10 protein-coding genes and 1 pseudogene are annotated in these 13,075 nt (G+C 44.6%); 2 read left to right on the top strand and 9 right to left on the bottom strand.

Annotated elements, in window-relative coordinates:
• Nucleotides 1-228 precede the first annotated feature (228 nt).
• Nucleotides 229-1,089, bottom strand: a pseudogene (gene bla, locus QMG11_RS15740) (class A beta-lactamase).
• 306 nt (nt 1,090-1,395) lie between these two features.
• On the opposite strand from bla, the gene gdhA reads away from it, so the two are divergent.
• Nucleotides 1,396-2,742, top strand: a complete 1,347-nt coding sequence (gdhA, locus tag QMG11_RS15750) for an NADP-specific glutamate dehydrogenase (protein ID WP_281837271.1) — start codon at nt 1,396-1,398, stop codon at nt 2,740-2,742.
• A gap of 406 nt (nt 2,743-3,148) precedes the next feature.
• Here gdhA and QMG11_RS15755 read toward each other — a convergent pair whose 3' ends face one another.
• Both QMG11_RS15755 and QMG11_RS15760 read right to left on the bottom strand, forming a co-directional pair.
• Nucleotides 3,149-4,192 (bottom strand): reductive dehalogenase domain-containing protein, encoded by a 1,044-nt coding sequence (locus QMG11_RS15755; protein ID WP_281837273.1) that lies wholly within the window; start codon nt 4,190-4,192, stop codon nt 3,149-3,151.
• Between the two features lie 81 nt (nt 4,193-4,273).
• On the bottom strand, nt 4,274-5,044 hold the full coding sequence (locus tag QMG11_RS15760; RefSeq protein WP_281837275.1) for an inositol monophosphatase family protein: 771 nt from the start codon (nt 5,042-5,044) through the stop codon (nt 4,274-4,276).
• Nucleotides 5,045-5,231: 187 nt separating this feature from the next.
• Here QMG11_RS15760 and QMG11_RS15765 point away from each other — a divergent pair, with 187 nt between their 5' ends.
• Entirely contained in the window at nt 5,232-6,173 is a 942-nt protein-coding gene (locus QMG11_RS15765; protein WP_281837277.1) for a cell division protein FtsZ, read from the top strand.
• A 127-nt stretch (nt 6,174-6,300) separates the two neighbouring features.
• Here QMG11_RS15765 and QMG11_RS15770 read toward each other — a convergent pair whose 3' ends face one another.
• From QMG11_RS15770 to QMG11_RS15795, 6 genes are all read right to left on the bottom strand, one after another.
• On the bottom strand, nt 6,301-7,326 hold the full coding sequence (locus QMG11_RS15770; RefSeq protein WP_281837279.1) for a M20/M25/M40 family metallo-hydrolase: 1,026 nt from the start codon (nt 7,324-7,326) through the stop codon (nt 6,301-6,303).
• Nucleotides 7,327-7,405: 79 nt separating this feature from the next.
• Nucleotides 7,406-9,052: a peptide ABC transporter substrate-binding protein gene (locus tag QMG11_RS15775; RefSeq protein WP_281837281.1), complete on the bottom strand. Its 1,647-nt coding sequence runs from the start codon at nt 9,050-9,052 to the stop codon at nt 7,406-7,408.
• Between the two features lie 82 nt (nt 9,053-9,134).
• Nucleotides 9,135-10,091: an ABC transporter ATP-binding protein gene (locus QMG11_RS15780; protein WP_281837283.1), complete on the bottom strand. Its 957-nt coding sequence runs from the start codon at nt 10,089-10,091 to the stop codon at nt 9,135-9,137.
• Nucleotides 10,091-11,107, bottom strand: coding sequence for an ABC transporter ATP-binding protein (locus QMG11_RS15785; protein WP_281837285.1), 1,017 nt, complete (start codon nt 11,105-11,107; stop codon nt 10,091-10,093). The genes QMG11_RS15780 and QMG11_RS15785 overlap by 1 nt, the downstream gene beginning before the upstream one ends.
• A gap of 14 nt (nt 11,108-11,121) precedes the next feature.
• Nucleotides 11,122-12,126 (bottom strand): ABC transporter permease, encoded by a 1,005-nt coding sequence (locus QMG11_RS15790; protein ID WP_281837288.1) that lies wholly within the window; start codon nt 12,124-12,126, stop codon nt 11,122-11,124.
• Between the two features lie 10 nt (nt 12,127-12,136).
• Entirely contained in the window at nt 12,137-13,069 is a 933-nt protein-coding gene (locus QMG11_RS15795; protein ID WP_281837289.1) for an ABC transporter permease, read from the bottom strand.
• Between the last annotated feature and the right edge of the window lie 6 nt (nt 13,070-13,075).

Here is a 13,075-nt window from a genome sequence, read left to right on the forward strand (position 1 = left end):
ATAATCATAGAGTTAGAGGGCTAAGCAGGAAGTTTTTTAATGTTAGTTTAAAGATATTATTATTTACAATAGAAAAGGCCATTGCAATATTGAAAATTATACAATACTTTTGCAACAGCCTATTAAAGTATCTTATTAAATACACCGCCTAAAATAAAAGCACACTATTTTTAAACAGTGTGCTAATTAATATTATTTTCATAAATTATTTTTGCAATATTCAGGTATTTAATTATTCAAATATTCATTAAATATTACGTCACCTATCTGAACAATAGCTTCATTCCTCTCAGCGAACGTTGCATCTGTTTGAGTTAAATAGATACTAATTATTATAGGCGTATCATCTTCAGACCAAACTACTGCTGTTATACTTCTAGATCCATATCCTCCTGCACCTGATCTGTCTGCAATAAGATATCCTTTAGGAAGTACAGACCTTAAAAGATTATCCGCTATCTTATTATCCATCATCCATTTTTTTAGTTGCTCCTTTGAAGTATCAGATAACACTTTTCCATACAATAATTTATCCAAAGTTACTACAATAGCTTTTGGAGTTGTAGTGTCACGTTCGTCCCCCTTTAAAGCTTCATTAAGTTCTGGCTCCACCCTATCTATTCTAGTTGTAGTATCGCCAATTTCTCTTAAAAATTTAGTTAATTCTTGAGGACCACCTAAGTTTCTTAGCATTATATTTGCAGCTGTATTATCACTCATTAACATAGCCGCTGAACAAACTTCATCTAATGCAATTGTCCTGCCTACAAACTCCTTTGTAACTGGAGCATAGCTAAGAATTTCATCCTCATGTACATCTACCTTTTTGTCTAGTGATAACAATCCCTAATCTGTTTTATATAAGATATTTGCAGCTGCTAGGGTCTTAAATGTACTCATCAATGGAAATCTCTTATCTCCATTATACTCTGATATTATATTGCTTTCAGTATCATATACAGCTACACCAACACTTGCGCCTAACCTCTTTTCTACAGTATTTATCTCTTTAATAACTGTACTAGGAAGTTTATTCGCAAGTATTACTGAATTTAACAGTAGCATAAAAACCACAGGAATAAATTTCACTATTTTCTTTACCATGCTCTTTTCTCCTCCATATATATTTTCGTTGTCATATAATATCATACAATTTACGAGAAGTTTCAGTAATTTTGTAATAGCCTAACTAAAAAATCTAAATTCTAAGCACACTATTTAATTTTCAATGTCCAAGGAAACAACTCATCAATTTATCCTTATTTCAGCTGCTCCTCAAACCCCACCCACTCCCAAATCAATTCTAAGTATGGATAATCAATCGATTTTTTAAGAAAAAAAGATTTCCTCTGTTTTTTCGTAATCCTCTAATAGAAAAAGGAGGAGGATGGGAAGATGAGAGAAGCCAAAAATTATATTGCCAGTGTAATGAGTGACGTCAAATACCGTAATCCCCATGAAGATGAGTTTCTGCAGGCTGTAGAGGAGGTCGCCAACTCCCTTGCCCTGGTTTTTGAAAAAAATAAACTCTATATAGATAAAAATATCCTCGCCCGTCTGTGTGAACCAGAGAGACAGATCCTCTTTAAGGTTCCGTGGCTAGACGACAGGGGAGAGATACAGGTGAACAGGGGGTACAGGGTACAGTTCAATGGTGCCATAGGGCCCTACAAGGGGGGACTCAGGTTTCACCCCAATGTTAATCTCAGTACCATTAAGTTTTTAGGGTTTGAACAGATACTGAAAAACTCCCTTACGGGACTCCCCCTGGGAGGAGGAAAGGGGGGCTCAGACTTCAATCCCACTGGTAGATCGGACAGGGAGATCCTGGAGTTCTGTAGAAGCTTTATGTCTGAGCTCTACAGGTATATCGGCCCCAACATAGATGTTCCTGCCGGGGATATCGGTGTAGGTATGAGGGAGATCGGTTACCTCTTTGGACAATACCACAGGCTCAAGGCCTCCTTTGAAAACGGAGCTTTTTCAGGGAAGGGGCTCACCTACGGGGGAAGCCTCATAAGGCCTGAAGCAACAGGTTTTGGAGTGGTATACTTTATAGAGGAGATGTTAAAGGATATGAAGGAGAGTATCAGGGGAAAGGAAGCTGTCATCTCCGGGTTTGGAAATGTTGCCTGGGGAACCTGCCTGAAGATAGCCCAGCTGGGAGGGAAGGTAACCACCCTTTCTGGACCAGATGGCTACATCTACGACCCTGCAGGAGTGACCGGGAAGAAGATAGATTTCCTTCTCAAGATGAGGGCTTCTGGAAGGGACAGGGTAGAGGACTATGCCCAGGAGTTTGGGGTGGAGTTTGTAAAGGGGCGTAAGCCCTGGGAGGTAAAGGGGGATCTGGTTATCCCCTGTGCCATAGAAAATGACATAAACCTTACCCAGGCAAAGCTCATTACCCAGAATAAAAGTAAACTTATATGTGAAGCAGCCAACATGCCATGTACCAAGGAAGCTATCGCCCACTTTATAGAAAGCAACCTTCCCCTGGGGCCGGCCAAGGCTGCCAATGCCGGAGGAGTAGCTGTATCAGCTCTTGAAATGACACAGAACAGTATCAGGCTTTCATGGAGTGCCCAGGAAGTAGATAGAAACCTCCAGGAAATCATGAGGAAGATCTACCATACCTCTGCAGATACTGCCAGGGAGTATGGAGGGACCCTCATAGACGGAGCCAACATAGCAGGCTTTGTAAAGGTTGCCGATGCTATGATTGCCCAGGGGATCTATTAGATTTTATTTATGTCATAGCTCTCCACTTCTTTCTGCATTAAAAAAGGTTTTTAGTTAAAAATCTCCATACATTACTTACCCTCACTTGAAAATCGTCTAAGCAGAATTAAGAATTGTGATTCACGTCTGACTTCACAATAAAAAGTTACTCCGTTTCGTTATTCTCCTTTAGGCTCTGTAGAGAGCCCACCAAAGAAACAAGGAATACGTAATTGCCAAAGAGGAGAATTATGAACCCCTAGATCTTCTTTGGATACTTTCTTTCGCAGAGTTCTTGATTTATGAAATAAATCTTAGAAATCTGGTGACACTCCCTGCGGGTGACATCATGGTAAGAAAGTATCTACCATCCTTATATGTTTTTCTAAAAAAAGGATGACTTTAGAAGTCATCCTTTTTACCTAATCTATTTCATGAGATCCAGAGGCTCCCTTATATAGTTACGCCTTCCATAGGTTTTCCTGTACTCCTCCAGCATCTCCCTTCTGACTTCTCTGTCCCTCAGCCTTCCCCTATACCTTCTTCCAACCTCCTGGCTGAGAGGGCATGAACTGAGACAGACTCCGCAGTCTGTTCCTACCCTCCTCCATACTCTGTAGCAGGCTTCCTGTTCCACCTGCCACCTGTCTCCCCTTATCTCCCTTGGGATCGCTATCCCAATACAGTTTTCACTGCAGATACCGCACTCGCTACACAGCTCCTTGAGCCCAAACTTCTTCTTCTCGTCCGGTATAAGCTCCATATCGGTGGTAATAACTCCCAGCCTTACTCTGGACCCCTCACCCTCTGTTACCAGGAGTCCATGCCTCCCTATCTCTCCAAGGCCTGCTGCTTCAGCTACTGCAGGGGCATACACCAGGTAGTTTCCGTCCACATGCCCCCTTGCTGGATACCCTAAACCTCTTATATACTCACTCCCCCATAAACCTATTATAGAGGCATCCATATAACCCTTGGTTACAGCCACTACCTCCTCAAGGTTGGGAGCCCTGTTTATCATCTTCTCATCCATCTCCACAGTGTAAACTATGGCATACCTGTAGTTCTCCTCTACCCTCTCCCCATAGTTCTCTTCATGTCTTCCTCTGTGGCTGTAGTAGTACTCCTCCTTCATGGGAGTTACCCTTACATCCCTGGCCCCCAGATACTTCAGGAGCTTCTTCAGCCTGCCAGTGATCTCACGAGGTTCCGCCTCTACCCTTTTGCTCCCCTCTGTTCCTTCAGCCAGATGCCTTATCTGTCCCAGCACCTTAAACCCGCTCTCCACAAAGGGAGCCACCACCTCATCATAGGTGGATGTTTCTTCACTGCAGAGGTTGGGCATATCCCTCAGCTCATCATCTATTTCCCTTTTCTCTGGGTTTCTTCTGTAGTAATCCTCATACTGGGCTGTTCCCTCCCTGTAGGAAGCCCTTGCAAACATGGTATCTCTTTCATCTATCCTCTTCATGCCTTCCCCCTTTTTTCTTCTTATCACCTGAATAACCTATCTTTGAAAAAAGAGCCGTTATCCGGCTCTCCTTCCATATCTTTACTGAAGATTCTCCTCTATCCTTTCTACAACTGACTTATTCCCTGCTACTATGGAGATCCCCCTGTCCCCTCTGAAGCTTCTCACTACTCCCCCTGCTTCCTTAACTATGAGGATTCCGGCTTCCACATCCCAGGGACTGAGGTTCATCTCCCAGTAACCGTCAAGTATACCCATAGCTACTCCGCAGAGATCATAGGCAGCTGCCCCCATCCTTCTTATCCCCCTCAGCTGGGGTACTATCCTCTCTACATACTCCAGGTTGTTCAGGGGATGGGTTCCCTTATCATAGGGAAATCCCGTGGCCAGAACACACCTGTTCAACTCCCTCTCATTACCTACCTCTATCCTCTCACCATTGCAGTAGGCCCCTCCGTCCTTGGTTGCCCAGAAGAGCTCGTCCAGGTAGGGAGCATATACCACTCCTAAGATAGTCTCCCCCCTATACCTCAATCCTATGGAAACACAGTAGATCGGCAACCCCTGAGCATAGTTGTTTGTCCCGTCCAATGGGTCTATCACCCACAGATAATCCGATTCCTTGGAGTTCCTCCCGCTCTCCTCAGCCAGGATTGCATGATCTGGATATTTTCTCCTTATATGCCCTGTAATTATCTCCTCACTTCCCTTGTCTATCTCAGTGACAAGGTCGGTGACATTGGATTTACTCTCTATGGCAAGGTCTCTTCTCCTGAAGTTTACTCTCTGGAGTTCCCCTGCCTCCCTTGCCCACTTCTTTACCTCTTCCAAAATTTCTTCTATCTCTGCCATGCCTTCCCCCCTGTAAAATTTTCCCTTTATTTAGATTGGTAATTGAGTGGATTATATCATATAATAGGATTAATTCTTTTTTATTTTCCTTGCAATACTAAAGGAAATAAACTAATGTGTAATATATCTTAAATAATAAAATAAATAACTTCCGTATAAAATATTGACTAATTTTGGGGTGATTGTCATGAATACTAAGGATTTCGATTTTTCATTAAAGATAGTAGGTCTAGGGGGAGCTGGAGTGAATGTTATCAATGACATGATACAGAGCGGCATCTCCCATGTAGAATATATTGTAGCAGATACAGATGTAGGAAAACTGGGAACTTCCCTGGCTGATACCAGAATCCAGCTGGGAGAAAAGATTACAGGAGGTCTTGGAACTGGAGGGGACTACCACAAGGGGTATGCCAGTGCCAAGGAACAGGACGATACCTTTAAGGAACTCCTCAGTAAAACCGACATGCTCTTTATTGTGTGCGGACTGGGAGGAGGTACCGGTAGTGGAGCGGTACTGAGGGTTGCTGAGATTGCCAAGAAGCTTGGTATCCTTACTGTGGCCGTGGTCACAAAGCCATTCTCCTTCGAGGGAAATACAAAGTGCAAGAACTCCAAGGAGGCTACGGAGCACCTGGCTGCACTGGTGGACTCCTATATAGTTATATCCAATGATAATCTATTGCTTCTCCCCGATGCAAATATCACCCTTCAGAACGCCTTCAAGGAAGCTGACAGCATCCTTAAAAATTCAGTTAGAAATGTTAAGAATATAATCTTTGAAAATGGCCTTATAAACCTTGACTTTGCTGATATCAAGTCTATCCTGAACCAGGCAGGGGAAGCCCTCATTGGTTTTGGAAGGGGAAGGGGCGAGATCAAAGGGATCATCGATACAGCTCTCAGCAGCCCCCTTATAGAGGGAGAGCTAAAGGGAGCCAAGCAGCTTCTTATCAATATTACCAGTGGGAAAAACCTTCCTCTGGACAAACTGGCTGAGGTTCAGATGGCCATCAACTCCCTGCTCCTCATAGAACCTGAAAACCTTCTCTTAGGGGTTACTATAAATGAGTCCCTGGAAGACAATATAGAGGTAGCCATTATTGGTACGAAGTTAAAAGCATTATAAGAAACAACGTGAGTTGCTTCCCAATAGTCGGTCGGAACACCGATCGCTTCAAGTAAATATTTTATAAATTCTAGATTTTCATTAACAATAAAAGAAGCCTGATCCGCAGTGAATCAGGCTTCTTTTTTTAGTCTAGGGGACATAGGTTAAAATCCTCTTCCAGAGCAAGGATCGCCTGGGTTATAAGCTCAACCTCACTCTCAATATCCTCTATGCTGCACACCTCATAAGGGGCATGCATATATCTCAGCGGCAGAGAGATCAGTCCTATGGGAACCCCTCCACCAGTCTTTCTTATGGCATCTCCGTCGGTTCCGGTATTTTTAGGAGTCAGCTCCAGCTGTACATCCATCTCCAGCCTCTCAGCTGTCCTCTCAAGGTGCTCCAGTACCTTTTTATTGATAGGGGCTCCCTTTGCAAGGACAGGCCCTCCTCCAAGTTTAATATCAAGATCAGCAGACTCAGGGTAGTCTCCAGTAAAGGTAACATCCAGGGCTATGGCCATATCAGGCTTTACCCTGGAAGCGGCAAAGTAAGCCCCTCCCATATTGGTTTCCTCATTTACCGTGCTTACTCCCACTACACCTACCTTAAGATTCTCCTTGGAGAGCCTCTTGACTACCTCGGTCATGATAAACACTCCGCTCTTATTGTCCAGTGCCTTTGAGGCAAGCTTCTTGTCAGCAAGATCGAAAGCCTCTATGTCATAGACCCCCATATCTCCCACCCTGACGTTTTCCAGGGCATGATCCCTGTTCCTGAAGCCGCAGTCCACATATATCTTTTCAAAGGTGAGCTCTCCCTTATCTCCACCGTGGTGCTCTGCATTTACTCCTACTACACCCCTTACCTCTCCTATTCTCACCTTCATTCCCAGAGCCGGCTTGGGACTGATTCCCCCCACCTTTTCCAGATACAGGTATCCATTCTCATCGATCTTTCTTACCATGAACCCTATCTCATCACAGTGTGCAGCAAGAAGTACCTTAAAGTTATTCTCAGGGTTTAGATATGCGTATACATTTCCCACATTATCTGCTTCTACCCTATCTGCATACTCCCCTATATACTCTCTCCACCTTCTCTGAAGTGTGAATTCCTCCCCAGATGGGGAAGGTGTGTTCAATATCTCATGCAAAAACTTCCTGTCCATATGCGCCCCTTTACTACTCTTTATTTATTAATCAATAGACAGGGCAGACTCTCAACTCCCCTGTCTCATTTTAATAGCTCTACTCAACTACCTCTACATACTTATACAGTGTTCCTCCAAAGGTTGGCAGCATTACCCCCTTGAGGTTCTTATTTATAAAGATATTAGTGTTCCTGGATACCGTAGGAGCCACCATTACCTCGTCATACACAAGGAGTTTTTCAGCCTCCTTCAGGATCTCCAGTCTCTCCTCTGAATCATTGGATACTGCTGCCCTGTCTATGAGGGAGTCATACCTGCTGTTCTCCCATCCAATGGGAATATATCCCCCCTCAGACTTGAATCCCTCAAGGAAATCATTGGGGTCATTGTAGGCAGGGTTCATAGACATTCCTGCAAACTGGTACTCCAGGCTATCGGTTCTTTTTTGGAATACAGGCCACTCAGTATACTCTGCCTCTACCTCTATTCCAAGCTCCTGTTTAAACATCTGCTGGATATACTCGGTATAGGTTCTCGCCCAGTTTCCCGTGCTGGCATTTAAATAGGTAACCTTAAACTTTCCCGGATCCTCTGACAGTCCAAGCTCCCTCAGACCCTCTATAAGAGTTTCCCTGGGATCCTCCACATCCTCTACCAGAAGGTCCACATAGTCCTCGGCCAAACTTCTGTACTCCCTCTCTCCCAGATAGATTCCAGGGGGAACATATCCCTTGGCCTCCTCAAAGAGACCGTTAAATATAACCTGAGCCATCTCATCCCTTCTGATTACACTGGAAAAAGCCCTTCTTATGTTTTTATTTTTAAATACAGGATCGCTCCCGTTAAAAAACATATAGTTTATCCCTGCTGCAGGCTTTTCTACCCTTCTCCACTTACCCATGCTGCTAAACTTCTCTATCCACTCGGGTTTGCTCACAGAAGCCATATCCACGCTCCTGTTGAGGAGCATATTCATCCTGGCATTCTCATCCATCACTATATTCATATTTATTTTTTTGAGACTTACTCTCACATTATCCCAATAATTTTGATTTTTTTCCAGTACTATTTTATTATTATGTATCCAATCGATCAATTTAAAAGCTCCATTTCCTATAAAGGTATCTGCCCCACTCCCAAATCGTTCACCAAACCTCTCCACAAGATCCCTTCTCTGGGGATACATCAGCCTGGAGTAGGTCAGCTCCAGGAAGTAGGGGCAGGGCGCCTTTAAGTGAAATTCCAGGGTCTTATCATCTACAGCCTTAATCCCAACCTCAGTGGCTGCTCCCTTCCCTTTGTTAAACTCATCTGCCCCTACTATAAATGGAGTCAGTACATAGGATAGGGGAGCCGCTGTGTTGGGATCCAGGGTTCTTAAGATACCATAGACATACTGGTCAGCTGTAACTGCTACTCCGTCCTCCCACATATTCTCCCTCAGATAGAACCTCCATAGCAGTCCGTCCTCGCTTACCTCCCACCTTTCAGCTCCGGCTCCCACTATCTTCTCTCCACTTCCATCCTCCTCTACCTTGGTCAAGCCCTCCATTATCTGATTCAATAGAGTAGAGGAGTACACATCGTTTCCTCTGGATGGATCTATACTGCTGGGTTCTCCACTTATAAAAACATTTAATTCCTGCTCCGCTTCCTTCCCACTATCTGAATTATACTCCTTCCTTCCGCAGGCTGTAAGAAGCAGAACCAATAAAATCAGGATATAAAAAACTCTCTTCTCCATAATACCTCCTCTATAAACTTATCTACAACTTCCTCATTCCTTAACAGGGCACCAGAGGTTAGCTCTGGTGCCCTAATTAAAGTTACTTATTTAAATGACAAGCAGAAAGGTGCCCATCTCCCAGGTTCTTCAGCTGGGGCTCCTCCCTTTGGCAGATATCCATAGCATACTTACACCTTGTTCTAAACCTACATCCCGTTGGGGGATTAATAGGACTTGGAACCTCTCCCTCAAGCTTTATGTGTTTCTTTGCATCCTCTACCCTGGGATCTGGAATAGGTATGGCCGAAAGAAGTGCCTGAGTATAGGGGTGGTTGGGATTCTCGTAGAGGGAGGTGCTGTCCGCTACCTCCACCAGCTTCCCTAAGTACATAACCCCCACCCTGTCCGAGATATGCCTTACCATGGAAAGGTCGTGAGCTATAAAGAGGTAGGTTAGCCCCAGCTCATTTTGAAGTTTGATGAGCAGGTTTACTACCTGAGCCTGGATAGATACATCTAGGGCAGATATAGGTTCATCACACACTATAAATTCAGGCTCTATAGCCAGTGCCCTGGCTATCCCTATCCTCTGCCTCTGCCCCCCACTGAACTCATGGGGAAAACGCGAGGCATGCTCCTTATTCAGTCCAACCAGGGAAAGGAGCTCCCCAATCCTTCTTGTTCTCTCATCTCCCTTGTAGATACCATGGATATCTATCCCCTCAGAGATGATATCCCCTACTGTCATCCTTGGATTTAGGGATGCATAGGGATCCTGGAAGATTACCTGCATCCTCTTTTTAAGCTCCTGCTTCTCCCTTTTCTTGGCTCCCCTCACATCTATGCCATCAAAGATAACCTCTCCCCCTGTGGGGCTATAGAGGCCTAAAAGTGTTCTTCCAGTTGTTGTTTTTCCGCAGCCAGATTCTCCCACAAGCCCCAGGGTCTCTCCCTTCTTGATACTAAAGCTTACTCCGTCTACAGCTTTTAACAGGTTACCTCCCCACACATCAAAGTGCTTTTGGAGGTTTTTTATCTCCAGTAATGTTTTATGCATCAGCTTATACCTCCTGTAATGGGATTTTCTACCTTGGGAGCCATAGAGTGCTTCAGCCAGCAGCTCACCCCCTGGGTATCTGAACAATTAATTTCCTCAGGTTCTGCCTCCCTGCAGACTGGCATGCAGTACTCACACCTTGCTGCAAAGGCACAACCCACTGGAGGCTTTATGAGGTCCGGAGGAGTCCCCTGAAGGGAGTAGAGCTGAGCCTTATTTTCAGTTTCCAGAGTAGGTACACTCTTTAGAAGGGCCCAGGTATATGGGTGCTGAGGATTATAGAATATATCCTCCCTTGTCCCCGTCTCCACTATCTTTCCAGCATACATTACCTGTATCCTGTCAGCTACATCAGCCACAACTCCCAGATCATGGGTTACCAGGATCACAGCTGTTCCAAACTCATCCTGTAGTTCCTTAATGAGCTCCATTATCTGAGCCTGGATCGTTACATCAAGAGCTGTTGTAGGTTCATCTGCTATAAGTATCTTGGGATTACACGAAAGGGCTATGGCTATCATAGCTCTCTGCCTCATTCCCCCTGAAAATTGGTGTGGATACTCATCTATCCTCTTTTCAGGGTTGGGAATATTTACAACTCTCAGCATCCTTATAGCTTCCTCCCTGGCCTCCCTCTTGGAAAGCTTCCTGTGAATTCTGAGAGATTCCATAATCTGGTCCCCCACCTTCATAGTAGGATTTAGCGAGGTCATGGGATCCTGAAAGATCATGGATATCTCCCCTCCCCTTATCTTTCTCAGCTCCCTTTCAGAGAGTTTTAAGATATCTGTACTGCCAAACTCTATTGCAGAACCTTCCTTTATCTCTGCCGGAGGAGTGGGAAGGAGTCTCATAAGGGATTTTGAAGTTACTGTCTTTCCACAACCAGACTCCCCCACAACAGCCAGAGTCTCCCCCTTGTGAAGATCAAAGGATACTCCCCTCACTGCCTTTACCTCTCCAGCATATGTATGAAATGATATATTTAAGTCCTTTACATTTAATATTTTTTCCATCTCTTAGCACTCTCCTACTGACGTAATTTTGGGTCTAAAGCATCTCTTAATCCATCTCCAAGCAGAGTAAATGAAAGCATTGTTGCTGCTATCATCAGTGCCGGGAAGAACAGCTGGTATGGATAGAACATGAGGTTTTGCTGGGATGCAGAAGCCAGTGCTCCCCAGCTGGTGTTAGGAGCCTGCACTCCCAGCCCTATATAGCTCAGGAATGCCTCAGCAAATATAAATCTCGGTATATCAAAGGTTACAGATACAATAACTATCCCCAGTGTATTGGTAAGAAGATGTTTTGTTATTATCCTCCATGGACTTGCTCCCAAAGCTATGGCAGCCAGAACATACTCCTGCTCCTTTATCTGGAGTATCTGTCCCCTTACAAGTCTGGCCATTCCACACCATCCAGTGGCTGTCATTGCCAGGATAAGAGGTACGATACCATTTCCCAGGTAGAGGGAGATAAGTATAACAACCATAAGGTATGGAAGGGTGGTGAGTACCTCTATCACCCTCATCATCATGTTATCCACTCTTCCTCCATAGTACCCCGCTACTCCCCCGTAGATACAACCTGCCACTGTGGATATAGTTGCTCCCACAAGTCCCATTATCATAGAAACTCTACCACCGTGCCACACCCTTGCAAAGAGGTCTCTTCCCAGCTCATCGGTACCAAACCAGTGGGCTTTGCTGGGCCAGAGATTTCTTATGGAGGACTCCGTTACCTCCTGGCTGTAGCCGCTTATTGCTTCTCCAACTACAGTCATAAGAGCCAGACCTATGAGAAGCAGAAGGGCTACAAAGGCCACCCTGTTCTTCTTCAGCCTCCTCCAGGCATCCTGCCAGTAGGTCAGGTTCGGTCTCAGTATCTCCTCTGAGTCCAGAGCTTTGCACCCCTCTACTACAAACTTTTCAGGAGTCAGATGTACCTTTCTTGGAACCTTCTCTGCCTCGCTCCTCTCCTCCCTTGCCCTCATCTTCATCTCTTTCTTAGTAAGTTTCTTTGCTATCTCCATCATCATCCCTCCCCTATCTCTTACCAGAAATCCTTATTCTAGGATCCACAACTCCATAGAGGAGATCCACAATAAGAAGAGCAAAGATATAGAGGCTGGCAAAAAATATCGTCTGCCCCAGTATCATTGAAAAGTCTCTGTTTTGTATTGCACTTACGTAGTTGAATCCAAATCCCGGAATAGAAAATATCCTCTCTATTACAAAGGAACCTACAAAGATACCTGCTATCTGAGGCCCCAGTATTGTAATGGCCGGTAGGATAGCGTTCCTGATTACATGACGCCATACAAGGGCAAAATTTGATACCCCCTTGGCCTTAGCTGTGAGGATATAATCCTGGTGAAGTACATCCAGTACATTGGCCCTCATATACCTTGCATAGGTTGCTATAGATCCAAAACACAGGGCTATTGTAGGAAGTATCGTATGACTTGCCTTCCCCCACCCTGTAGTAGGAAGCACCATATACTTTACTGTAAACTGATACTGCAGCAGGGAAGCTGCTACAAAACTGGGTACAGATACTCCAAGAATTGCTAAAAACATCACAACATAGTCTGGCCACTTATTTCTCTTAAATGCAGCAAGGATTCCAAATCCGATCCCCACTGTAAATCCTGCAAATATCGCCTGTCCCCCCAGTCTTGCCGATACTGGAGAAAACTTTCCTATACTCTCTGCCACCGTTCTTCCTGGATACACAAGGGACTCCCCCAGATCCAGGTGAAAGATAAGGTTTTTCAGAAACTTAATATACTGAGTAAACAGGGGCTCATCCAGTCCATACTTGGCGTAAAAGTTCAGCTTCACCTGTTCTGGAAGGTTCCTTGCCATACTTGACAGGGGATCCCCCGGTACCGCCCTGATTATAAAGAAAGTCATAGTAATTATTACCAGAAGGGTAAGCAGCATAATACCCACCCTCTTTAAGATGTATTTGAGCATTTTAGC

The sequence above is a fragment of the Propionigenium maris DSM 9537 genome, from assembly GCF_027925155.1.
GTDB classification, from domain to species: domain Bacteria; phylum Fusobacteriota; class Fusobacteriia; order Fusobacteriales; family Fusobacteriaceae; genus Propionigenium; species Propionigenium maris.